This window comes from Bradyrhizobium sp. MI1.10, assembly GCF_055811035.1.
This window is the reverse complement of record NZ_JBVVPN010000032.1, coordinates 62,584-83,956: the sequence shown is the minus strand read 5'-3', so window position 1 is coordinate 83,956 and position 21,373 is coordinate 62,584. Positions and strand designations below refer to the sequence as shown.

The following is a 21,373-nucleotide window of genomic DNA, read 5'->3' as shown; positions in this document are numbered from 1 at the left end:
ACGTCGCTGCCGTTTCGTCATCTGACACCTCTTGCTGTCTAAGCTATAGGTGTCCACCGATTTAGGGGAGGCTCAGAGCGCCTGACGTCGCACCGGGATGCTTCGAATCAGAACGGGGACCGTGATCGCGGTCCCCGTTCGAGCCTCGCTTAGCGCGAAGCTTACCAATGGCGGCGGTGCCAGCGCCGGCGATGCCAGCCCCAGTGACGGCGGCGCCAACCCCAATGACGGTGATGGCCGTGCCAGTGCACCTGCTCCGGCTTCAACTGCGCGGCCTCTTCGCTGCTGGTGACTGCGGGATGAGCGTCGGGATTACCTTGCGGCATCCTGCCATCACCGAGCGGCTGCGGCGCCAGCGGCGCGGCCTGTGCGGCAGTGGTGAACGCGGCAGCTCCGGCCGCGACACCGATTGCAAATTTTAAAAAGCTCCGGCGCTCCATGACTTCTTTCCTCTTGGATGGTCGTGCCAGTGATGCAGAGGAAGTGTCGCGGCGACGACATGAACCGAAGCTGAATCGCGCGTTCAGCTTCGTTGCGCAGGTGACAGGGAGGATTCGCAGCGCCGTAGCCCGGTGCTCTATTTCCCAAACTCCTGCGCCAGCACCAGCAACTCGCGCGTGCGCGTCACGTCGGGCCAATCGCGGTTGAAATCGGCCACCAGCTGCGTCAGCGCATCGCCCTTCAACATGGCGTGCAGCGCAGCCTCGCTCTCGAACTGATACATCGCCTGATGCAGTGGCGGATCGTCGAGGCTTCAGAACCGCCAGGCCTTAGCCACACCGAACGCCTTCACCGCGTCGGGCAGATATTCCGTCTCGTACCATCTGTCAAAGGCGGCGCGCCTGCCGGGCATCGGGGACGATGGCGCGGACGACGAAGAAGGCTGACGGCATCGGATTTGCTTCTGTTGTTTGGGGTGAGACCAGCCGGTGACGTCGCGGACGACAAAAAAGAGTGGCACCGGTGTCGGAATGTGCGCCCTTCGCTCGTCCTTTGCTTCGAACCAGGACACGGAGACAGCAAATGGCCGACCTCACCCTGACCACTTTCAATTGGGTTCCCGAACCACCGCGAGGCTGGGTGCGCGATCTTCGCGTGCGCTGGGCCCTGGAAGAAGCCGCCCTGCCCTATCGCGTCGCCAGCGTGCCGTTCGACGACCGCGGCGCTGCGCATCTCGCGCACCAGCCGTTCGGCCAGGTGCCATGGCTGACCGACGGCGACATCTCCATCTTCGAGACCGGCGCGATTCTGTTGCATCTTGGCGACCGCAGCGAGAAGCTGATGCCCAAAGACCCGCGCGGCCGCGCCGAGACGACGAAATGGCTGTTCGCCGCACTCAATTCGGTGGAGATGGCAAGCCTGCCCTGGGGGATGTCGAAGTTCATGGGACATCCGACCACGGCGGCGTGGAAATTCGTGGACGACTTCCTCAAACTCCGCCTCCAGCACATGGAGGCGGTGCTGGCCAACCGCGAATGGCTGGCAGGCACGTTCTCCGTCGCCGACATCCTGATGGCGGACGTGCTGCGCCTCGTCGATCATTTCGACGGGCTCACGGAGCATCCGGCCTGCCGCGCCTACGTCGCGCGCGCCACCGCCCGCCCGGCCTTCGCCAAGGCCCACGCCGACCAGATGGCGCATTTCGCCGCGGCGGACGCGGCGCGTTCGTAGTTCGTAGGGCGGATTAGCGAAGCGTAATCCGCCACTTCCCTATCCGATGAACCTTGGTGGATTACGCTGTCGCTAATCCACCCTACGCACCGAACGTGATGCTCCGCACATAACTAGCCCGACGGCGGCCGTAGGCTCGGCCATCAAATCAACCCTGCGGAAGGTGACACATGGCCCGCATCGCATATCTCAGAGACCAGCTTGCCCGCGCCGAAAGACTGGCAAAAGCGATCCTCGACCGGCAAACCGCGGAGCAGCTTCAGGCGTTCGCAGCCGAATGCCGCGAGGAGCTGCAGGTGCTGTCGCGCAGGGTTGCGGCGTAAGGCTGCTCAGTTACACGAGCTTCATCGGCGCATCCGCGACCACGCGAAGGTCGATGCGGCTGATCAGTTGAGACCGAAGCGCCTCCGCATCACCGATCGCACCCTCCGTCTGCCGCAGCGTGCTGACGTTCGAACCAAGCGAGACGATCCCGCCGAGCACCAGAGCGATCGATCCGAGCGCGGCGGTCTGACCCATCCCGAACAAGCCGAGGATCGTGATCAGCAACAGCGCAGCCCCGCCACCGATCGCGAGCTTGGATGCCAGGATGTACTTCCGGCAGCGCTCGGCAATCTCGGCCAAAGCCTCGATACGCGCTTCGATGTCGGAAATGGCGTCGGTCGGATCGCTGTCGGTCATTGGATTTGGATCGAGGATGCCAACTCAGAAACAGAATCAGTAGCCCGCATGAGCGAAGCGACATGCGGGACTTGGATAGAAAACCCGGATGTCGCTACGCTCATCCGGGCTACAAGTGCGCTCTACAACGGCAAATTGTCGTGCTTCTTCGCCGGCGTTTCCACCTTCTTGTCCTTCAGCATCGACAGCGCCCGCGCGATCCGCTTGCGGGTCGAGTGCGGCATGATGACGTCGTCGATGTAGCCGCGCTCGGCCGCGATGAAGGGCGACAGGAAGCGGTCTTCGTATTCCTTGGTGCGCGCGGCGATCTTGTCGGGGTCGCCGATGTCGGCGCGGAAGATGATCTCGACCGCGCCCTTGGCGCCCATCACCGCGATCTGGGCGGTTGGCCAGGCATAGTTCATGTCGGCGCCGATCTCCTTGGAGGCCATGACGTCGAAGGCGCCGCCATAGGCTTTTCGAGTGATGATGGTGACCAGCGGCACGGTGCACTGCGAGTACGCAAACAGCAGCTTGGCGCCGTGCTTGATCAGGCCGCCATATTCCTGCGCGGTGCCGGGCAGGAAGCCCGGCACGTCGACGAAGGTGACGATCGGGATGTTGAAGGCATCGCAGAAACGCACGAAGCGCGCCGCCTTGCGCGAGGCGTCAGAGTCGAGCACGCCGGCGAGCACCATCGGCTGGTTGGCGACGAAGCCTACCGTCCGGCCCGCGATGCGGCCGAAGCCGGTGACGATGTTCTTGGCAAAAGCGTCCGCGATCTCGAAGAAGTCGCCCTCGTCCACGACCTTGAGGATCAGCTCCTTCATGTCGTAGGGCTTGTTCGGATTGTCGGGGATCAGCGTGTCGAGCGACATGTCGACCCGGCCGATGTCGTCGAAGCTCGGCCATTCCGGCACGCCGTCGGTGTTGTTGGACGGCAGGAAGTCGATCAGGCGCCGCATCTGCAACAGCGTCTCGACGTCGTTCTCGAAGGCGCCGTCGGCTATTGAGGAGCGCGTGGCGTGCACCGAGGCACCGCCGAGCTCTTCCGCCGTGACGACCTCGTTGGTGACGGTCTTCACCACGTCCGGGCCGGTGACGAACATGTAGCTGGTGTTCTTCACCATGAAGATGAAGTCGGTCATCGCAGGCGAATAGACGTCGCCGCCGGCGCAGGGGCCCATGATGACGGAGATCTGCGGGATCACGCCGGAGGCGAGCACGTTGCGGCGGAACACGTAGGAATAGCCGGCGAGCGCTGCGACGCCTTCCTGGATGCGGGCGCCCCCCGCATCATAGAGGCCGATGATGGGCGCACGCGCCTTCATCGCCATGTCCTGGAGTTTCGTGATCTTCAGCGCGTGCGTTTCCGAGAGCGAGCCGCCGAACACCGTAAAGTCCTTGGCGAACACAAAAGTCTTGCGGCCGTTGACGGTGCCCCAGCCGGTGACCACGCCGTCGCCGGGCACCTTGTTCTTCTCCATGCCGAACTCGGTGGAGCGGTGCTCGACGAACATATCGAATTCCTCGAACGATCCCTTGTCGAGCAAGAGCTCGATACGCTCACGCGCGGTCAGCTTGCCGCGGGCGTGCTGCGCCTCGATGCGCTTCTCACCGCCGCCGAGCTTTGCGCCGGCGCGACGGTCTTCAAGGGCGTCCAGGATATTCTTCATTTGCTCCCGCCAGTTCTTAGCCTAAATGCGATTGCCGGGGTTCTAACACGGCATTTTGCGGGCCGGGAAGCGGCTTTCGGTCCCGCAGGGCTGCCTTGCCGCAGCGGGAAAGCGCAAGGAATTACAAAGTTTTGCCTGGGAGACGAGCATGACCGAAGGAACGGCTGAGACCGGCGCGGCGACGGGCGGCGTCAACATCCTGCTGCGGCTGGAGGGCCTGACCCTGTTTGTGGGGATGGTGATGCTCTACTGGGCCTGGGACGGCTCATGGCTCGTGTTCGCCCTGCTGTTCTTCGTCCCCGATCTCAGCTTCCTGGCATATCTGTCGGACGCCAAACTCGGCGCGATGGTCTACAACGCCGCCCACAGCTACATGGCGCCGGTCGCGCTGCTGACGCTCGGCTTCGGCCTCGCCTCGCCGCTCACCCTGTCCATCGCCTTGATCTGGCTCGCCCATATCGGCCTCGACCGGGCACTGGGCTATGGCCTGAAATATTCGGCCGGGTTCGGCTTCACCCATCTCGGCCGGATCGGCCGGCAGAAGGATACCTGACCCCACGCGCTGCCCGTAAATTTGGCGGCCCGCTCCGGTTGACCGGACCTGCCGATTCAGGCTTGCTCACGTTTACGATCAGGCGCCGAATGTTGCGTGAGCTCAGTCGGTACGGCGGCGGTCATCATTTCCGGCTGCAAGCATCACCCCATGTCCGCGACGGTCGTTCCCCTGCCGCCGAACCCATCGTCCGAAACCACGGACTTCCTGCGGCGCATGGCCAGCATGGTGTCGGGGCGGAACGGCGAGATGCTGCTGCGCGCGGCCGCGCTGATCGAGTCGCTGACGCAACGGGCGATGTCGGCGGAACGCCTCTATCACCGGGAGCACGAAGAGAACACGCGCAACAGCGAGCTGCGCGAGGCCGGTGAGATGGCGTCCGACGCCATGGTCAAGCAAATCGACGGGCTGCGCAGCCAGCTTGCCGAGGTCACCTCGGCCGCGGCGGCCGAGCGCGCGGCATTCGATGCCGAGCGCGGCAAGCTTGTCGGCCTGATGCAGCACGCCGAGAGCCATATCGGCCAGCTCACAAGCGAGCTGGAAACGCTGCACGCCTCGGTCGACAGCTTCAACGAGACCGCAATCTCCGTGCCGATCGAGGTGCTGCGGCTGGCGCGCACCCAGTTCGATTTCCTCTTCGCCGGCTTTGCCCGCAAGGGCGACGTGATCTCGCAGGCGATGAGCGAGATTGGCGGTTTTGCGATCGACCAGGCGCTGACGGTGAAGAAGGTCGATCCCGCCTGAGGCGAACCGCCGGCTTGCGTCAATTTGACAGCGCGCAGGCCTGTTGTTCTACTCACTGAAAATCACGGGGGAGGATCCGATGCCGACGGCATTCCGCGTCGCCATGGCGCTCTGCATTTCAACGCTGTTCGTCGGCATTTGCGCCAACGCGCAATCGCTTCCCAGGGAAGTCGCCACCCGCGCCGAGATCTACCCGATCCCCTCGCTCACCCTCTCCGACCAGCAATTCCTGAGCGGCGACGCCGCGGCCGGCAAGCCGGTGACGGTCGCAGGCGAACTCCGCGTGGCGCAAGGCAGCGGAAAACTCCCCGTCGTGGTGCTGATGCACGGCTCGAGCGGCGTCGGCACCACCACCGAAGCCTGGGTGCACGCGTTCAACGCCATGGGCATCTCGACCTTCGTGATCGACGGCTTTACCGGCCGCGGGCTGACGGTGGTGGGGCCGAACCAGGCTCTGCTCGGCCGGCTCAACCTCGTCATCGACATCTACCGCTCGCTGGAGATCCTCGCAAAACATCCCCGCGTCGATCCTGATCGCATCGTGCTGATGGGCTTTTCACGCGGCGGACAGGCGACGCTCTATGCGAGCCTCGAGCGCTTCCACAAGCTCTGGAACAAGTCCGGCATCCAGTTCGCCGCCTACATTCCGTTCTACCCCGACTGCTCGACGACCTATCAGAACGACACGGACGTCGCCGTGCGCCCGATCCGCATCTTTCACGGCACGCCCGACGACTACAATCCCGTCAAGAGCTGCAAGGCTTTCGTTGAGCGGCTCAAGACGGCCGGCCGCGACGTGGTGCTGACCGAATACCCCGACAGCGCGCATGGTTTTGACAGTGGGCTGCTCGGCGTCAATACGGTTGCCGTGTCCACGGGCGCGCAGACGGTACGCAGCTGCCAGATCAAGGAAGGCGATGGCGGCGTGCTGATGAACGCCGATACGAAAGCGCCATTCACGTACAAGGATTCCTGCGTCGAGCTCAATCCGCATGTCGGCGGCAATCCCGCGACTGCCGCCGAGTCGCGCAAGGCCGTGGTGGAGTTTTTGCAGGCGCTGTTCAAGCTGGGTTAGGCCAGCGCGACATACTCCGTCATTGCGAACGCAGCGAAGCAATCCAGAATCTTTCCGCAGCGGCAGTCTGGATTGCTTCGTCGCTTCGCTCCTCGCAATGACGCGCTCTTACGGCTCGCCCGGCTTGAACGGCTCCTGCTTGTCCGGCGGCACGGTCTCCTCCGCCATTGCCAGCAGCATCGCGACCATCACGTAATTGCCGGCGACCGCGGTAAGGTCGACGATCTGCTGGTCATCGAACACCTTCTTCGCGCGCGCAAAGGTTTCGTCGCCGATCTTCTTCGTCGTGGTGAGCTCAGTGACGAAATCGTAGACCACGGCCTCGTCCTCGGCCATGTTCGCAGGCCGCTTATTGGCCATCAGCTCCGCGATGACGTCGGGCGACAGGCCCGCCTTCGCCGCGAGCGGCGCATGGGCGTACCATTCGACCTGCGAGCGCCATTGCCGCCCGATGATCAGGATCGCGAACTCGTTGAGTTTTGTCGGGACCGAGGTCTCCCAGCGCAGATAGTGGAACAGGTCAAACAGACGCTGGCCGAGCACCGGGCTGCGGATCATCGGATTGTAGGGCCCGCCGATGCCCACGCTCGAGACCTTCATGATCTGCTCGCCGAGCGGCTTCTGCTTGGCGTCGAGCTGGTCCATCGTGAGCTGCGGAAAGCGCGGCTCCCTGCTGGTGGCGGGAGCGGCAAACATCGTAGCGGCGAGCCAGCCGCCCGCGGCAGCAAGCGTCAGCGACGACAGCCAGAGCGGCGTTGAGTTCATGTTGTGTCCTCCCGGTTTTTTCTTGACCCGGAGGATGCTAGTCGAGCGGCGCTCGCGCGGTAGCGCTAGATCGCGCCGATCTCGGCAAGGCAGGCTTGCGTCAGCGGCATGCGCTCACCGACCAGACGCGGCTCCTTGCAGTCCATATTGAGCGCGAACACGGTGTGCGCTTCGCCCTTCTCGGCCCAGCCCACCATCCAGCCAAGCGACGGCTCGCCGCGCTCTGCACCAAGCAGCCCGGACTTGGCGCGAATGACGCTATCGCCGACCTTGGTCACCGGCAGGATGTCAGCGACGAGATCCTGGCTGCGTTTCGAGATCGGCAGCGCGCGACGGCGCAGCCGGTCGACGAAATCGACCTGCTCGACCGGATCGATGCGCAAGGCGCCGGTGAGCCAGAATTGGTCGATGCCGCCGCCGATGTCGCGATTGCCGTAGTCGAACAGATCGACGTATTTCTGCATGCGCTCTTGCCCGATCCGGCGCGCGATCTCCTGATAGACCGGCACCGCGCTCACGAGAATCGCGCTGCGCAGCGTGTGGTCCTTGTTCCAGGCCTCGATCGGACGCTTCACGCCATCCCAGGGAAATACGTCCTTGTCGGGATCAGTGACGACGCCAGTTTCGAGCGCGATCAGCGAGTTCGGAATCTTGAAGGTCGAAGCCGGCAGCTTCGCCTCGCCCGAACGTTCCTTGTCGCTGGCGACGATCAGATAGTCCTCGACCTTGTAGCCGACGAACGTCCCGGCCGTGTTGAGGTCGGTGAAGCGCTTTGCAAGGCTGTCACGGATCTCGTTGCGCGGCGGCGCGACGTGAGCGAGTGCGCGCGATGGCAGGATCGCGGCTGCGGCGAGAAGACCGAGAGTCGAACGGCGGGTGAGCAAGAGCGATGTCCGTTGAACGATAAAATGGACCCGACCATGAAGCCGTTATCGTGGTGAAACGATGACAGCTACCGCCTGCCCGACAGCCGCAGCACGAACACCAGTACTTCGGCGACGGCCTTGTAGAGGTCGGGCGGGATCTCCTCGCCGAGTTCGACCTTGGAGAGCGCGCCGGCCAGGATCTCGTTCTCCTCGATCGGGATGTCGTTGGCCTTGGCGATCTCGACGATTTTTTCGCCGATCGTGCCCTTGCCCTTGGCGACGACGACAGGCGCGTTGCTGCCCTTCTCGTAATGGAGCGCAATCGCAAGCTTCGACGGGTCGCTCATGTGGCGCGATCCAGGAAGTGGCCGGCACGGGCCGGTGTGGGCTGCGGCGGGGTGCCATCGCGGACCAGGATGTCGCCGGGCTTGAGCTCGGCCCTGGTCAGGGCCTGGTTGAGCTCGCCGATTCCGGCGCGGAGCTGCTGTGCGGTCGCCGGCCGCTCCGCCCACATCCGCACGAAGGTCTTGTCACCGTTCAGAGTAATCAAAGCGTGCACGGGGCCGGCCGGCTCGACATTGAGCGTGAAGCGCGCGCGCCAGGCGCGCTTGGCGGGATCGGCGGATTCATTGCCGCCGTCGCGCGAGATCTCGAACTGCGCCATTGCCGTGCCCTGCGGCGTTGCGAATGGAATCTCGAAATTCCACTGCGGCACGGTCGGATCGATCCTGTGACCGCCGGCGTCGGTGCGATCGGGGAGCGAAGCAACCTGCAGCAAGGTCTGGCGCGCGATCGCTGCATCGGTGTCGTCGAGCAGGCGATGCACGGTGGCAGCGAGCGGCGTATCCGGTACGAGTGACGGCGAGGCGATGGATTGCGGCGACGGCAGCGCGCCGCGAACCGGTGGTGGCGTCGCGCGCGCGGCGGCCTCGAAAATATGTCCGTCGGGCACGGCCTTGTTCGAGCCCGGCACGTTCCCCATCATGCGCGGCAGGTTTTGCGTGATCTCTTGCAGGAGACTGGCGGCAAGGCCTGCGGTCATGGTCCGCGGCATCGAGGCCTGCGGCGCACCGCCAGCGATGTCCGCCAAAACAGAGGCTACGAGATTGGCGCTGCGCGGCATTTGCGGTGATTGGGCGATCTCAGGTTCGGTTGCGGTCAATGCGGCCTGTGCAGCCTGCGTCTGCGCGACAGCGACCTGCGGTGCCGCCACGGTATCAGCTGGAAGGGCGGCACCTTGCGCCTGTGGCGCCGTCTCGAGCGTTGTCAGAGTCTGCCGCAGCACCAGCAGCGCGGCTTTCAAATCCGGCATCGTTCCGGAGGACGGCGTCACGCCTGCGGCGAGCGAGGCCTCGAGGAGCAGCCCGGACTTCTGGAAGGCGGATTCGATATCGCCGCCATCGAGCCCGGTGTTGAGCGGCGTCTGCTGCGCCAGCACGCCCAGCATCGCCTGCTTCAGCCCCGCCGGAAGATCGCTGCCGGTGACGACCGCGGCCAGATTGGCGAACAGCGGCGCCTGGCTGCCCTGCTTTGTGACCGCCTCGGCCGAAGCTGCGGTAACGGCGACCTGCTCCGATGGCGTCAGCACGTTGCGTCCCGCGCTCGCCGACGGAGCAAGCGAGGGGCTGTCAACCAGCGAGGCCGCAGCCGGCGTCAGCGTGACCTGATCGGCGGTCGCCTCGCCGGCGCCGCCCATGACGGCGAGCCGGATGGTGCCGCCGTTCTGCGACACCGCAAGCTGGAGATTTTGTCCCGGTGTCAGCGACACCTCGGACATCACATCCATCGAGAGGTTGGCGATCGCGATCCGCACCAGATTATCGGCGAGCACGCTGACCACTCTGGCGTCGACCACGCTGCCGGCCTGCAGCACAAGATCGGGCGTCGCCGCGTCAGCAACAGGGCTGGCGGCACTGACGGGAAGAATCGAGCTTATCGGCGTCGGCATCGCGAGGGGCCCTGGAGCACGGGCCACCCTAACGCCTGCGTCGTAAACCTCTCGTTAAGGACCTTTGGCCGAGGGCAGCTTCACCGCGGTCAAAACCGCCACGGCAGCCTCGAAATCCCGCAGGCGGGCTGCGCGGCGGCCCGCCGCCTCCTCGTCCACGCCCCATTTCTCGGCATTCCAGTCCTCGTCGACATAAGCCGCCGCCCAGACCTGATCGGCGTCGCGTACGCCATGGGCTAGTGCCAGCGCCAGCAGGGCCGAGCCGGTGAGCGTGGTGATCACGTGGAGCGCGGCGACCGACCAGGCATCCCCCGGCAGCGCCGCACGCGCGGCCTGGAGCGCCTCCTCCGGCTGCGTCACATGCATGACGCCTTCGGACAGGATGAAATGCGCGCCGAGCGTCTCCGCGGCCCAGAACAGCACGGGGTCCCAATGCGCGGCCTCCCGGGCGACAAGTCCCTCGGGATGGCCGGCGCGATAAAACAGCAGATCGGACTGGAGGTATTTTGCGAGGTCGTCCGTGACGAGATCGACGCGGTCGACGACGCCCTCGACCACGCTGTTGGCGATCCGCGTCAGCGGCATGGTCATGGGCTTGATCGTCTCGTTCTGATCCGCCCACTCGGCAGCCACTGCGTCGGCCAGCGCGCGCGAGGGGATCACCACCTGGCGCCCGGAGGGCGTTCGGATCGCCTTGCCATCGAGGGTGATGGCGAAGCCGTCCTCGGCCTCGGTTACCCCAGCCTCCTTGTAGAAACGCTTGCGCAACGGCACGCGCGTGGCCTGGCGGACCAACTCCTGCGGATCGAGCGGGGATCGCCCCGCAGCTTCATCGAACAATTCGCGCATCTTGTTTCGGTCCCTGCCCAGTCACCAACCCTTCAACTGCCCCCGTTCAACTACTCTTCAGGCGCGTTCTCGATCGGATCAAACCGGCTTGCGTCGAGTCCGAGCAGGTTCCACGACTGCTGCATGTGCTGCGGCAGCGGCGCGGTGGCATCGATGAAGCCGCCGCGCGGATGCGGGATGACGATGCGGCGTGCCAGCAGGTGCAGCCGGTTTTGCAGGCCGCCCGGCAGCTGCCAGTTCTCGATGTTGAAATATTTGGGATCGCCGACGATGGGGTGGCCGATATGTTCCATGTGGGCGCGCAGCTGGTGGGTGCGCCCCGTCACCGGCTTCAGCGACACCCAGGTCAGCTTGTTGCCGGCGGTCTCGACCACCGCATAGTATGTCACAGCGTGGCTTGCGCCCTCGTCGCCATGCTGGGCGATGCGCATGATGGTGTCGTCCTCGCTCTCTTCCTTGGCAAGGAATGTCGAGATGCGGCCCTGCTTCGGCTTCGGTAGCCCCGGCACCAGCGCCCAATAGGTTTTTCGCGCCGACCGCGAACGGAACGCGCCGGTCAGATGCGAGGCGGCAAAGCGCGTCTTGGCGACCAGGAGACAGCCCGACGTCTCCCTGTCGATGCGATGCACGAGGCGCGGCTTCTGGCCCTTGGAATCGCGCATCACCTCCAGCATCTGGTCGATGTGTCGCGTCATGCCCGAGCCGCCCTGCACGGCGAGACCGGCCGGTTTGTTCAGGACGAGAACGTCGTCGTCCTCATAGATCGTCATCTCCTTCAGCGCGGCAAGCGTCTTTTGCGCCGCCTCCGACTGCGGGTTGGGTGCCTTCGGCGTGTCGAGCTTCAGCGGCGGAATGCGGACGCTCTGACCCTCCTCCAGGCGGTCCTTGCTGTCGACGCGCTTGCCGTCGACGCGCAGCTCGCCTTTGCGAACGACGCGCTGGATGTGGGAGAATGAGAGGCCGGGAAAGTGCGCTTCAAGGAAGCGATCGACGCGCATGTTGTTCTCGTCGGCTGTCACCTTGACGGTCTGCACCTTGGTCGGCAGCAATGCCTCGACGGGCTTTGCAGCAACCGGCGTTTCCTGCACAACAGCTTTGGGCGCGCGCCGTTCGTTGCGCTCGGCCGCAAATCGCGGCGGCTTCCCGCCTGGCTTCGCCCCAGGCCGCGGCCCCGCCGCCTTGGCGCTGCGCGCCTTGAACGGACGCGCCTCCTTGCGCTCGTCGCGCTCGCGAGGTTTCGGGTTCATTCTCTTGATGCGGCGGCTCATGCGGTTTTTCCAAGCTTTCGTGTCGACTGCACCGTCGCGCGGCGCGGCAGCGACGCAACCTGCGCCCCCACCTCTTCTTCCGCGAGGCGCAGCTCATATTGCTGCTGCAGGTCCATCCAGAACTGCGGGCTGGTGTCGAACCAGTGACCAAGACGCAACGCCGTATCGGCCGTGATTCCGCGCTGTCCATTGATGATGCCGGTGATCCGGTTCACGGGTACATCGACCTGACGCGCGAGTTCTGCGGCGGAGATGCCGAGTTGTCGCAGTTCTTCGGCAAGGTGTTCACCGGGATGTATGGGCGTGCGGGGCATGGCGATTTCTTGGCCGGACTAGCGTGAATTACGCGTTACGTAAACCGTAAATCGAACCCTGCGGCAAGCCCGAAAGGGTTAGGCCCCACCCCGCTCCTTCCGCAACTTCGCCCAATAATCCAGCCGCTTCCTGATCTCCCGCTCGAACCCGCGGTCGGGCGGGTCGTAGAAGGTCTGGCGGCCCAGGGCTTCCGGGAAGTAATCCTGGCCGGAGAAGGCGTCGGGGGCGTCGTGGTCGTATTCGTAAGATGCGCCGTAGCCTTCCAACTTCATCAGCTTGGTCGGCGAGTTCAGAATGTGTTTCGGCGGCAGCAGCGAGCCGGCCTGCTTTGCGACCTGCATCGCTGTGCCGAAGGCGGTGTAGACGGCATTCGATTTCGGCGCGGTGGCGAGATAGACCACCGCCTGCGCGATCGCGAGCTCGCCCTCGGGATGGCCGAGGAAGTCGAAAGCGTCCTTGGCGGCGTTGGCGATGACCAGCGCCTGCGGATCGGCAAGCCCGATATCCTCGACAGCCATGCGCACGACGCGGCGGGCCAGAAACAGCGGATCCTCGCCGGCATCGAGCATGCGCGCGAGATAATACAGCGCGGCATCGGGATCGGAGCCCCGCACCGACTTATGCAGCGCCGAGATCAAATTGTAGTGGCCGTCGGCCGACTTGTCGTAGATCGGCGCGCGGCGCTGCAAAATCTCCTGCAACTGCGCGGCGTCGAAAATCTCGTCCTTGCGCGCGGCGCGCCAGACTTCCTCGACGAGCGTCAGCGACGCGCGGCCGTCGCCATCGGCCATGCGCACCAGCACGGCGCGCGCTTCCTCGTCGAGGGGCAGCTTGCGGCCCTCGACCTCCTCGGCATGCGCAAACAGCTTTTCGATCGCGGCCGCGTCGAGCGAGCGAAACACCAGCACGCGCGCCCGGGACAGAAGCGCCGCGTTGAGCTCGAAGGACGGATTTTCGGTGGTAGCGCCGACCATCACCACTGTGCCATCTTCCATGACGGGCAGAAACGAATCCTGCTGGGCGCGGTTGAAGCGATGCACCTCATCGACGAACAGCAGCGTGCCCTTGCCCATCTCGCGGCGTGCACGCGCCGCCTCAAAGGCCTTCTTCAAATCGGCGACGCCGGAGAACACCGCGGAGATCTGCTCGAAATGCAGATCGGTGGCGTCCGCGAGAAGCCGCGCCACCGTGGTCTTGCCGGTGCCGGGCGGGCCCCAGAACACCAGCGAGCCCAGCGTGCGCGTCTCCAGCATGCGCGTCAGCGCGCCGTCGGGACCCAGGATGTGATCCTGGCCGACGACCTCCGAGAGCGCGCGCGGCCGCAGCCGATCCGGCAGCGGATGCGGAGCCTCGTGATCGAGCCCCGCCGCGGCGAAGAGAGTTGGCGTCTCCTGTGGTCGTTTCGGACTCATCCGCCCAGCGTGACGTTGATCTGCTGGCCGCCGCGCACCAGCGTGATGCGCCAGATGCGCTGGCGCTCGGCCGCCGCCTTTTCTAGATCGCTGGTCTTGCTGATCTTTTGGTTGTTGACCGCCAGGATGACGTCGCCCTTCTGGAAGCCGACATTTGCGGCCGCGCTGTCGCCGCCGAGATCGGTGACCACGACGCCTTCGGTGTCGGCGTCCAGATGCAGCTCGTCGGCGAGCGCCGGGGTGATGGTCGAGACCTTCGCACCTTGGAGAGGCGAGCGCGCGGTGATGACGAGCTCATTGCGGCCGGTATCAGGCGCGGCGTCCAGCGCCACTGTCAGCTTGACCGGCTTGCCACCGCGCTGCACGTCGATCTGCGCCGTGCCGCCGAGCGGCCGTGTGGCGAAACGATAGTCGAAGGCGTTGGGATCATCCACAGTCTGGCCGTCGATCGAGACGATCAGGTCGGACGATTTCAGCCCGGCCTTGGCCGCCGGGCCGTTCGGAACGACGCTTGCGACCAGCGCACCGGTCGGCGAACGCAGGCCGAGACTCTCGGCGATCTCCGGCGTCACCGCCTGCAATTTCGCCCCTAACCAGGGCCGCTTCACCGCCTTGCCACCGCCCTTGGCGGAGGCGACGACGACGCGCACCATGTTGGCGGGGATCGCGAAGCCGATGCCCTGCGAGCCGCCGGAGCGCGAATAGATCGCGGTGTTGATGCCCGCGAGCCTGCCGCTCATGTCGACCAACGCGCCGCCGGAATTGCCGGGATTGATCGCCGCGTCGGTCTGGATGAAGAACTGGTAGTCGGTGATGCCGACCTGCGTGCGCGCCAAGGCCGAGATGATGCCGTGAGTCACGGTCTGGCCGACGCCGAAGGGATTGCCGATCGCCATCACGACGTCGCCTACCATCAGCTCGTCCGAATTGGTGAATTCGAGAGCCGGAAACTTCTCCTTGGTGTCCTTCAAACGCAGCACGGCCAGATCGCTGCGAGAGTCCTTCAGCACGATCTCGGCCTCGAACTCACGCTTGTCCGACAGCGACACCTTGACCTGGTCGGCGCCTTCGATGACGTGGACGTTGGTGACAACGAGCCCCGACGCATCGACGATCACGCCCGAACCGAGCGAGCGCTGCACCTGCTCCTGCTGCTGGCCGGGCACGCCGAAGAAGCGGCGGAAGATTGGGTCATCGAGCAACGGGTTGCGGTTCTGCACCACCTTGGCGGCATAGACGTTGACAACCGCCGGCTGCACCCGCTGCACGATCGGCGCATAAGACAGCCGCAGTTCGGCGGGCGAGGACGGCACACGGCGGTCCTGCGCGGCGGCCGGATTGAAGCTGGCCGAAAAGGCTATGCACAGTGCCGTGACGACGGCGGTCCAGGTCGATCGAAACATTCCTACCTCTTGGAAAAGACGCCGGAATATAGGCGCGTTCGCCCCCCAATAGAAGGGCGCCCGGCGCCATATTCGCCCCCCTTTTTGGTGTGTCCGGCCTGCAAGCTGTGCGTGCGAAATGGCAATTTGCCGGGGCTGTGGATTGGCATGATGTGCGTCATCTTGCATGGTGGTGCAAGGCGGATTCGGTTGCGGCGAATTTACACCAGTGGGAACCGCGCAACCGGGCGCAGCGTCGCGGGGCAGTCATCGATCACACCTAGGCTCTCCGCCAGCGACTTGGGGAAGTTCATCAAACGATGGAGTCATGACGTGAGCAGGACAAGAATTGCAGCCACGGCGATTGGTCTCGCCGCCGCACTGGCAGCTTCGCAGGCCCAGGCCCAATCGGCGAGCAGCAGCGACCAGGAGATCGCGCTCCTGAAGCAGCAGTTGAAGATGCTGGAGCAGAAGCTCGACAAGCTCCAGAGCCAGACCGCCGCGAATACCGCGGCGACGGCGAAGGCCAGGCTTGAGGCGAAGGCGGAGGCGAAAGCCGAAGCGCGGTCCGAAGCGAAGGCCGTCGTCGCCAACGCCAACGCGGCGATCCCGCTCAAGGGACCGGCGCCCGCATCCGGCGTCGTCGTGACGATGCCGAACAACCGGCCCACCATCTGCACTGCCGATGGAGCAAACTGCGTCGGAATCACAGGCCGCGTGCACTACGATGTCGGCGGCTATGACTATCGGCCCAACACAGCGGCTACCGTGCCACAAAAGCTCGACAGCGGCGAGAACGTCCGCCGCGCGCGCATCGGTCTCGCCGGCAAGTTCTTCAATGACTGGAATTTCGCGCTGATCTACGACTTCGGCGGCTCCTCCGACGGATTTGGCGGCGCAGCTCCGGGTTCGCTGCCCGGCGGCGGCGTCTCCGGCGTCGAGAACGCCTATCTCAGCTACACCGGCTTGAAGCCATTCGGCGGCAAGATGGCCATCGAAGGCGGCATCATGGACCTGCCCTACACGCTCGATGAGGCCACGAGCTCCAACGACATCATGTTCATGGAGCGCGCCTCGGCGGGCATCGTTGCCACCAGCATCGCCGCAGGCGACTTCCGCTCGGCTGTCGGCACGCGCTGGTACAACGACATGTTCTGGGCGGGCGGCTATGTTACCGGTCCCGCTACCGGTGCGATCCACTCAGCCTCGAGCGTTGCGCCGAACGGCACCACGGAACAATACGGCGCGGTCGCCCGTGTCGCCGGCCAGGTCGTCAGTGGCAAAGACTACTCAGTCCATCTCGGCGGCAATGCCGAATGGCTGATCCAGCCGACGCGCAATCTGGTGACGGGTGCACAGACGGTGACGCTGAGCGATCGTCCGGAACTGCGCATCGATCCCACGGCACTGGCTACGACCGGCGCAATCGCCAATGCCTCCGGCGCGCAGGTCTACAGCGTCGAAGCGGCCGCCACCTATGGACCGCTGATCCTGCAAGGCGAGTATTTCTGGTACAACATCGATCGCAGCGCCAATACCGGCCTGCCGCCGCTGGGTGCGCCGAGCCTCAAATTCCAGGGCGGCTACGCGCAGGCCGGCTACGTGCTGACGGGCGAGAGCCGCAGTTACAATGCGGCGAATGCGGCCTATGGCGGCGTTAAGCCGGCGCACCCGTTCTCGCTCGAGGGCGGTGGCTGGGGCGCGTGGGAAATCGCGGGACGGTTCTCCACGGTCGACCTCAACGATCAGCTCGGAACCGCCACCGGCGTCGCAGGCGGCCGGCAGACCCTCTACACGGCGGCGCTGAACTGGTACGTCAACGGCAACGTCCGTTTCATGCTGGACTATCTGCATGGCACGGTGTCGAGGCAGGCCTCGCCGGTCTCGACCGCCGATGTCGGCTCGAAATTCGATGCGGTCGCGATGCGGACGCAGTTCGCGTTCTAGGTCTCGCCTGTCGTCCCGGGGCGCCAAAATGCGAACCCGGGACCCAGCATCTGCAACGCTGTCTGAAGGAGACACGCCATGAAGGCCGTCGGCTACAGGAAGTCGCTTCCGATCGAGGATCAGGACGCGCTGATCAATTTCGAGACCGCAAAGCCCGAACCGAAGGGCCGTGATATCCGCGTGGCCGTGAAGGCGATCTCGGCCAATCCGGTCGATTACAAGGTGCGCAAGCGCGCAGCCCCGCCCGAGGGCGAGACGAAGATTCTGGGCTATGACGCGGCCGGCGTGGTCGACGCCGTCGGTCCGGACGTCACGCTGTTCAAGCCGGCCGATGAGGTGTTTTACGCCGGCTCGATCCTGCGCCAGGGTACCAATTCCGAATTCCATCTCGTCGACGAGCGCATCGTCGGCAACAAGCCGAAGAGCCTGTCGTTTGCGCAGGCCGCCGCCCTACCCCTCACCTCCATCACCGCGTGGGAGCTGTTATTCGATCGGCTCGGTGCGGTGCCCGGCAAGAGTGTTGATCCGCGCACGCTCTTGATCACGGGCGGCGCCGGCGGTGTCGGCTCCATCCTGATCCAGCTTGCACGCCGCCTCACCGGCCTTACGGTTGTCGCGACCGCGACGCGACCGGAGTCGCAAAAATGGTGCCTCGATCTCGGCGCGCATGCGGTGATCGACCACGGCAAGCCGATGAAGGAGCAGATCGAGAAGCTCAAGCTGCCGCCGGTCGCGCTGGTGGCGAGCCTCACCTTCACCGACCAGCACTACAAGAACATCGCCGAATTCATGGCACCGCAAGGCAAGTTCGGCCTGATCGACGATCCCCCGGAATTCACCGTGAGCGCGTTCAAGGGCAAGGCGATCTCGGTGCACTGGGAATCGATGTTCACGCGCTCCTCGTTCCAGACCGCCGACATGATCGCGCAGCATCATCTGCTCAATGATGTCGCCGACCTCATCGACAAGGGCGTGCTGCGCACGACGCTCGACCAGACCTTTGGCACGATCAACGCGATCAATCTCAAGCGCGCGCATGCACTGCTCGAGAGTGGCAAGTCGCGCGGCAAGATCGTGCTGGAGGGGTGGTAGGTCCTAGCTCGAACCGGGCGCCGCATTCGTCTCCGGCGGACGCGTCGCCCGCTCGATAAAGCCCTTGGCGAGCGCGTGGTAGATCCCTTCCTCGCAGATCATCCGCGATGTGGCATGTGCAATCAGGGCGGCGGCCATCAACGGCACCACCATGGCGTGGTTGTCGGTCATCTCGGTCACGATGACGAAAGCGGTGATCGGCGCCTGCACCACACCGGCAAAATACGACACCATGCCAAGCAGCATGATCGCGCCGACCGGAGCGTCGTGGAAGAAGGACGCGATATTGCTGCCGAGGCCGGCTCCAACGGCGAGTGACGGCGAAAAAATTCCGCCGGGTATGCCACTGATTGCCGCGAAGGTGGTGGCGAGAAGCTTGAGGATGCCGAAGTCCTGCGGCAGCGGTCCGCCCTGCTCCAGGGCCGTCTTTACCTGCTGGTAGCCTGTGCCATAGATCGTATCGCCGGAGACAAGGCCGCAGATCGCGACCGCCAATCCGCACGCAAGCGCGAACCACAGAGGGTGGCCCTTCACCGCGCGTCCGAACGGATGGGCCAAGCCGCGCGCCATAATGATGACGATACGGCTGAAGATGCCGCCAGCCAAACCGCCGACCACGCCGCACACCGGAACCGCCAGCCAGTCGACGCCGGGGGCCAGCGACATCGCACTGCTGCCGAAATAGGCGTAGTTGCCCATCAGAGCGAGCGAGGTCAGGCCGGCCGCGATCACCGCCGCAATGATGAGGCTGCTGGTACGTGTCTCGAAAGCACGGCTCATCTCCTCGATGCCGAAGACGATTCCCGCCAGCGGTGTGTTGAAGGCGGCCGCGACGCCGGCGGCCGCGCCGGCCAGGATCAATCCGGGCTGGCGGCGTGGCGAGACGCGGCCGAGGGCGAACATGATGGAAGCGCCGACTTGAACGCTCGGTCCTTCCCGGCCGACGGAGCCGCCGCATAGCAGGCCGAACAAGGTGAGGATCACTTTTCCGATCGCGATTCGGATCGAGACCAGGCTCTCGCGCGCCGCCTGGTCGGTCAGATGCCGCGCGGCGATCGCCTGGGGAATGCCGCTGCCCTGTGCGTTCGGGAACAGCCGGGTGGTCAGATAGGCCGAGAGCATGAAGCCGAGAGGTGTCACCGCGAGTACGACGTAGCGCGACTGAGCCAACAGCAGCGCAAAGGCGTGCTGGGCGAGATCGGCGAGCTGGGCCAGCACCACCGCCGCGGCGCCAACCCCGATCCCACCGAGCACGAAGATCGCCCGCCGCTGCCATCGCGCGGATGTCAGCCTGAACAGGCGTTTATGGCGGGTCGACAGGGGCCAGAGCATGAGCCGTTTTAGCCGGTCACGTCGCGAATTGAAGGGGCAAGCGAGCAGACCAGCTAGACTGGAACCACGCCTTCGACGAACATCAACCGTCGCTCCAGCGCCGTTTGCCGCAGCTTTAGCGCTTCGGCATATTCCACTGACGCGTACCATTCCTGCGCCCGCGCCATCGATGGGAACTCCACGATGATGATGGTCTTGGGCGGCGGGCCGCCCTCCACCACCTCAGTGGCGCCGCCACGCACGAGATAGCGGCCGCCATATTGCGCGATGGTTGCCGCGGCCAACGTGCGATAGGCCTCCATCGCGGTTCTGTCGCGCACCTCGACCTCGGAGATCACGTAGGCCGGCATGCGCAGGCCTCAGGCAATCGTGTTGACGATGCCGCCTTCCGCGCGCAGCGCCGCACCGTTGGTCGCGGACGCTTCTTTCGAGGCGACATAAACCACCATGTTGGCGATCTCGTCGACACTGGCGAAGCGCTGGATCAGCGAGCTCGGGCGATGCTGCTTGACGAAATTGGCCGCGGCCTCATCGACCGACTGGCCGTTCTGCTTGGCAAGATCCTTCACGAACGTCTCGACGCCCTCCGACATTGTCGGGCCCGGCAGCACGGAATTGACGGTGACGCCGGTGCCGCGGGTGAGCTGCGCCAGGCCCCGCGCGACCGAGAGCTGCGCCGTCTTGCTCATTCCATAGTGGATCATCTCGACGGGAATGTTGAGCCCGGACTCCGAGGAGATGAAGACGATGCGGCCCCAGTTGCGCTTGAGCATGCCCTTCATATACGCGCGTGACAGACGCACGCCGCTCATCACGTTGACCTCGAAGAAGCGGCTCCAGTCCTCGTCCGGAATGTCGAAAAAGTCCTTCGGCTCGAAGATGCCGGCATTGTTGACGAGGATGTCGACCTCCGGCAGCGCCGCGGCCAGCGCCTTGCAGCCCGCAGCGGTCGAGACATCGGCAGCGATGCCGCGGACCTTCCCGCCCACGCCTTCCAGCTTGCGCACGGCGGCATCGACCTTGTCCTGGCCGCGTCCGTTGATCACGACGCTCGCACCCGAGCCGGCAAGGCCCTTGGCGATGGCGTGGCCGATGCCGGCGGTCGAGCCGGTCACGAGGGCGGTCTTTCCGGAAAGGTCGATGTTCATGCGTGATCTCCGTTGATGCTGGCGGAGATATTGGGCGCTGCCGGCACGATAGCAATCGGCACTCACCGACGCGTGAGGAGCAGGACGCAACCAACGAGGACGGCCAATAAAAAAGCGGCGCCCGAAGGCGCCGCTTTCTGAAAACTCTCTGCCGGTCGGCTTACGCCGCCTCGGCTTCCTTCTCCTGCACCGGACCGGAGTCCTGGCCCTTGGCATCGACGTCGCGGTCGACGAACTCGATCACGGCCATCGGGGCGTTGTCGCCGTAGCGGAAGCCGGCCTTGATGATGCGGGTGTAGCCACCCTGGCGATCCTTGTAGCGGGGCGCGAGCGTGTCAAACAGCTTCCTGACCTGATCCTTGTCGCGCATTTCGGAGATGGCCTGGCGGCGCATGGCCAGCCCGCCCTTCTTGCCGAGGGTAATCAGCTTCTCGACGATCGGACGCAATTCCTTCGCCTTCGGCAGCGTGGTGACGATCTGCTCGTGCTTGATCAGCGCGGCGCACATGTTGGCGAACATCGCGCGGCGATGCTCGGCGGTGCGGTTGAGCTTACGATGAACCTTGCCGTGACGCATTTATCTATTCCTTGAATTTCATTCGTCGCGACGGTTCGTCGGACCAGTTGCTCAGGTGGGCTGCCTGCGTTCGCCCGCTAAGGCGCGATGAAT

The 21,373-nt window shown here is 64.8% G+C and carries 23 protein-coding genes and 1 pseudogene; 7 read left to right on the top strand and 17 right to left on the bottom strand.

The features are described from left to right. Positions 1 to 161 precede the first annotated feature (161 nt). Both AC0L3K_RS28690 and AC0L3K_RS28685 read right to left on the bottom strand, forming a co-directional pair. Positions 162 to 440: a twin-arginine translocation signal domain-containing protein gene (locus AC0L3K_RS28690; RefSeq protein WP_473367307.1), complete on the bottom strand. Its 279-nt coding sequence runs from the start codon at positions 438 to 440 to the stop codon at positions 162 to 164. Between the two features lie 137 nt (positions 441 to 577). Continuing rightward, positions 578 to 893 (bottom strand): annotated as a pseudogene (locus AC0L3K_RS28685) (hypothetical protein). A 130-nt stretch (positions 894 to 1,023) separates the two neighbouring features. Between AC0L3K_RS28685 and AC0L3K_RS28680 the strand changes: the two are divergent. Further along, positions 1,024 to 1,671 carry a glutathione S-transferase family protein gene (locus AC0L3K_RS28680; RefSeq protein WP_354129014.1) on the top strand — a complete coding sequence of 216 codons (648 nt, stop codon included), beginning with the start codon at positions 1,024 to 1,026 and terminating at the stop codon, positions 1,669 to 1,671. A 170-nt stretch (positions 1,672 to 1,841) separates the two neighbouring features. Further along, entirely contained in the window at positions 1,842 to 1,994 is a 153-nt protein-coding gene (locus tag AC0L3K_RS28675) for a hypothetical protein (protein ID WP_007603069.1), read from the top strand. A 10-nt stretch (positions 1,995 to 2,004) separates the two neighbouring features. On the opposite strand, the gene AC0L3K_RS28670 is transcribed toward AC0L3K_RS28675, so the two are convergent. Together AC0L3K_RS28670 and AC0L3K_RS28665 are read right to left on the bottom strand one after the other, a co-directional pair. Then, positions 2,005 to 2,352: a hypothetical protein gene (locus tag AC0L3K_RS28670; RefSeq protein WP_354129015.1), complete on the bottom strand. Its 348-nt coding sequence runs from the start codon at positions 2,350 to 2,352 to the stop codon at positions 2,005 to 2,007. Between the two features lie 122 nt (positions 2,353 to 2,474). Continuing rightward, entirely contained in the window at positions 2,475 to 4,007 is a 1,533-nt protein-coding gene (locus AC0L3K_RS28665; RefSeq protein WP_007603066.1) for an acyl-CoA carboxylase subunit beta, read from the bottom strand. A gap of 148 nt (positions 4,008 to 4,155) precedes the next feature. Here AC0L3K_RS28665 and AC0L3K_RS28660 point away from each other — a divergent pair, with 148 nt between their 5' ends. The 3 genes from AC0L3K_RS28660 (at position 4,156) to AC0L3K_RS28650 (ending at position 6,379) form a co-directional block, all read left to right on the top strand. Next, complete coding sequence (locus tag AC0L3K_RS28660) at positions 4,156 to 4,560, top strand: DUF4260 domain-containing protein (RefSeq protein WP_354129016.1); 405 nt, start codon at positions 4,156 to 4,158, stop codon at positions 4,558 to 4,560. A 150-nt stretch (positions 4,561 to 4,710) separates the two neighbouring features. Next, positions 4,711 to 5,304, top strand: a complete 594-nt coding sequence (locus AC0L3K_RS28655; protein WP_035994713.1) for a hypothetical protein — start codon at positions 4,711 to 4,713, stop codon at positions 5,302 to 5,304. 79 nt (positions 5,305 to 5,383) lie between these two features. Continuing rightward, positions 5,384 to 6,379, top strand: coding sequence for a dienelactone hydrolase family protein (locus AC0L3K_RS28650; protein WP_007603061.1), 996 nt, complete (start codon positions 5,384 to 5,386; stop codon positions 6,377 to 6,379). Positions 6,380 to 6,487: 108 nt separating this feature from the next. On the opposite strand, the gene AC0L3K_RS28645 is transcribed toward AC0L3K_RS28650, so the two are convergent. From AC0L3K_RS28645 to AC0L3K_RS28605, 9 genes are all read right to left on the bottom strand, one after another. Then, entirely contained in the window at positions 6,488 to 7,144 is a 657-nt protein-coding gene (locus AC0L3K_RS28645) for a carboxymuconolactone decarboxylase family protein (protein ID WP_007603060.1), read from the bottom strand. Between the two features lie 65 nt (positions 7,145 to 7,209). Beyond that, entirely contained in the window at positions 7,210 to 8,028 is an 819-nt protein-coding gene (gene blaOXA / locus AC0L3K_RS28640) for a class D beta-lactamase (RefSeq protein WP_219684091.1), read from the bottom strand. 68 nt (positions 8,029 to 8,096) lie between these two features. Then, positions 8,097 to 8,357, bottom strand: coding sequence for an EscU/YscU/HrcU family type III secretion system export apparatus switch protein (locus AC0L3K_RS28635; protein ID WP_007603059.1), 261 nt, complete (start codon positions 8,355 to 8,357; stop codon positions 8,097 to 8,099). After that, the gene (gene fliK / locus AC0L3K_RS28630) at positions 8,354 to 9,958 is read right to left on the bottom strand and encodes a flagellar hook-length control protein FliK (protein ID WP_007603058.1); all 1,605 of its coding nucleotides are present in this window, start codon (positions 9,956 to 9,958) and stop codon (positions 8,354 to 8,356) included. Before fliK ends, AC0L3K_RS28635 begins: the two co-directional genes overlap by 4 nt. A 54-nt stretch (positions 9,959 to 10,012) precedes the next feature. Next, positions 10,013 to 10,807 (bottom strand): ATP12 family chaperone protein, encoded by a 795-nt coding sequence (locus AC0L3K_RS28625; RefSeq protein ID WP_473254759.1) that lies wholly within the window; start codon positions 10,805 to 10,807, stop codon positions 10,013 to 10,015. A 50-nt stretch (positions 10,808 to 10,857) separates the two neighbouring features. After that, the gene (locus tag AC0L3K_RS28620; protein WP_007603056.1) at positions 10,858 to 12,075 is read right to left on the bottom strand and encodes an RluA family pseudouridine synthase; all 1,218 of its coding nucleotides are present in this window, start codon (positions 12,073 to 12,075) and stop codon (positions 10,858 to 10,860) included. Then, complete coding sequence (locus AC0L3K_RS28615) at positions 12,072 to 12,389, bottom strand: HigA family addiction module antitoxin (protein WP_007603055.1); 318 nt, start codon at positions 12,387 to 12,389, stop codon at positions 12,072 to 12,074. The genes AC0L3K_RS28620 and AC0L3K_RS28615 overlap by 4 nt, the downstream gene beginning before the upstream one ends. A gap of 78 nt (positions 12,390 to 12,467) precedes the next feature. Next, a complete protein-coding gene (locus AC0L3K_RS28610) occupies positions 12,468 to 13,802 on the bottom strand; it encodes a replication-associated recombination protein A (RefSeq protein WP_473254760.1) in 1,335 nt (444 codons plus the stop codon). Next, positions 13,799 to 15,205: a DegQ family serine endoprotease gene (locus tag AC0L3K_RS28605; protein ID WP_473254761.1), complete on the bottom strand. Its 1,407-nt coding sequence runs from the start codon at positions 15,203 to 15,205 to the stop codon at positions 13,799 to 13,801. The genes AC0L3K_RS28610 and AC0L3K_RS28605 overlap by 4 nt, the downstream gene beginning before the upstream one ends. A 312-nt stretch (positions 15,206 to 15,517) precedes the next feature. Here AC0L3K_RS28605 and AC0L3K_RS28600 point away from each other — a divergent pair, with 312 nt between their 5' ends. Then, positions 15,518 to 17,131, top strand: a complete 1,614-nt coding sequence (locus tag AC0L3K_RS28600; protein WP_473254762.1) for an OprO/OprP family phosphate-selective porin — start codon at positions 15,518 to 15,520, stop codon at positions 17,129 to 17,131. A gap of 78 nt (positions 17,132 to 17,209) precedes the next feature. Next, on the top strand, positions 17,210 to 18,223 hold the full coding sequence (locus tag AC0L3K_RS28595) for a zinc-binding alcohol dehydrogenase family protein (protein ID WP_473254763.1): 1,014 nt from the start codon (positions 17,210 to 17,212) through the stop codon (positions 18,221 to 18,223). Between the two features lie 3 nt (positions 18,224 to 18,226). Here the strand turns inward: AC0L3K_RS28595 and AC0L3K_RS28590 are convergent, their stop codons facing one another. The 4 genes from AC0L3K_RS28590 to rplQ form a co-directional block, all read right to left on the bottom strand. Then, positions 18,227 to 19,555 (bottom strand): chloride channel protein, encoded by a 1,329-nt coding sequence (locus AC0L3K_RS28590; protein WP_007603050.1) that lies wholly within the window; start codon positions 19,553 to 19,555, stop codon positions 18,227 to 18,229. A gap of 53 nt (positions 19,556 to 19,608) precedes the next feature. Then, positions 19,609 to 19,905 carry a DUF1330 domain-containing protein gene (locus AC0L3K_RS28585; protein ID WP_473254764.1) on the bottom strand — a complete coding sequence of 99 codons (297 nt, stop codon included), beginning with the start codon at positions 19,903 to 19,905 and terminating at the stop codon, positions 19,609 to 19,611. Between the two features lie 9 nt (positions 19,906 to 19,914). Beyond that, positions 19,915 to 20,703 carry an SDR family NAD(P)-dependent oxidoreductase gene (locus AC0L3K_RS28580; RefSeq protein ID WP_473254765.1) on the bottom strand — a complete coding sequence of 263 codons (789 nt, stop codon included), beginning with the start codon at positions 20,701 to 20,703 and terminating at the stop codon, positions 19,915 to 19,917. A 160-nt stretch (positions 20,704 to 20,863) separates the two neighbouring features. Beyond that, complete coding sequence (gene rplQ, locus AC0L3K_RS28575; RefSeq protein WP_007603047.1) at positions 20,864 to 21,280, bottom strand: 50S ribosomal protein L17; 417 nt, start codon at positions 21,278 to 21,280, stop codon at positions 20,864 to 20,866. Positions 21,281 to 21,373: the final 93 nt, after the last annotated feature.

Coding starts and splice junctions, on each gene's coding strand:
- AC0L3K_RS28690 (WP_473367307.1), bottom strand. CDS start 440: ATGGAGCGCCGGAGCTTTTTAAAATTTGCAATCGGTGTCGCGGCCGGA.
- AC0L3K_RS28680 (WP_354129014.1), top strand. CDS start 1,024: ATGGCCGACCTCACCCTGACCACTTTCAATTGGGTTCCCGAACCACCG.
- AC0L3K_RS28675 (WP_007603069.1), top strand. CDS start 1,842: ATGGCCCGCATCGCATATCTCAGAGACCAGCTTGCCCGCGCCGAAAGA.
- AC0L3K_RS28670 (WP_354129015.1), bottom strand. CDS start 2,352: ATGACCGACAGCGATCCGACCGACGCCATTTCCGACATCGAAGCGCGT.
- AC0L3K_RS28665 (WP_007603066.1), bottom strand. CDS start 4,007: ATGAAGAATATCCTGGACGCCCTTGAAGACCGTCGCGCCGGCGCAAAG.
- AC0L3K_RS28660 (WP_354129016.1), top strand. CDS start 4,156: ATGACCGAAGGAACGGCTGAGACCGGCGCGGCGACGGGCGGCGTCAAC.
- AC0L3K_RS28655 (WP_035994713.1), top strand. CDS start 4,711: ATGTCCGCGACGGTCGTTCCCCTGCCGCCGAACCCATCGTCCGAAACC.
- AC0L3K_RS28650 (WP_007603061.1), top strand. CDS start 5,384: ATGCCGACGGCATTCCGCGTCGCCATGGCGCTCTGCATTTCAACGCTG.
- AC0L3K_RS28645 (WP_007603060.1), bottom strand. CDS start 7,144: ATGAACTCAACGCCGCTCTGGCTGTCGTCGCTGACGCTTGCTGCCGCG.
- AC0L3K_RS28635 (WP_007603059.1), bottom strand. CDS start 8,357: ATGAGCGACCCGTCGAAGCTTGCGATTGCGCTCCATTACGAGAAGGGC.
- fliK (WP_007603058.1), bottom strand. CDS start 9,958: ATGCCGACGCCGATAAGCTCGATTCTTCCCGTCAGTGCCGCCAGCCCT.
- AC0L3K_RS28625 (WP_473254759.1), bottom strand. CDS start 10,807: ATGCGCGAATTGTTCGATGAAGCTGCGGGGCGATCCCCGCTCGATCCG.
- AC0L3K_RS28620 (WP_007603056.1), bottom strand. CDS start 12,075: ATGAGCCGCCGCATCAAGAGAATGAACCCGAAACCTCGCGAGCGCGAC.
- AC0L3K_RS28615 (WP_007603055.1), bottom strand. CDS start 12,389: ATGCCCCGCACGCCCATACATCCCGGTGAACACCTTGCCGAAGAACTG.
- AC0L3K_RS28610 (WP_473254760.1), bottom strand. CDS start 13,802: ATGAGTCCGAAACGACCACAGGAGACGCCAACTCTCTTCGCCGCGGCG.
- AC0L3K_RS28605 (WP_473254761.1), bottom strand. CDS start 15,205: ATGTTTCGATCGACCTGGACCGCCGTCGTCACGGCACTGTGCATAGCC.
- AC0L3K_RS28595 (WP_473254763.1), top strand. CDS start 17,210: ATGAAGGCCGTCGGCTACAGGAAGTCGCTTCCGATCGAGGATCAGGAC.
- AC0L3K_RS28590 (WP_007603050.1), bottom strand. CDS start 19,555: ATGCTCTGGCCCCTGTCGACCCGCCATAAACGCCTGTTCAGGCTGACA.
- AC0L3K_RS28585 (WP_473254764.1), bottom strand. CDS start 19,905: ATGCCGGCCTACGTGATCTCCGAGGTCGAGGTGCGCGACAGAACCGCG.
- AC0L3K_RS28580 (WP_473254765.1), bottom strand. CDS start 20,703: ATGAACATCGACCTTTCCGGAAAGACCGCCCTCGTGACCGGCTCGACC.
- rplQ (WP_007603047.1), bottom strand. CDS start 21,280: ATGCGTCACGGCAAGGTTCATCGTAAGCTCAACCGCACCGCCGAGCAT.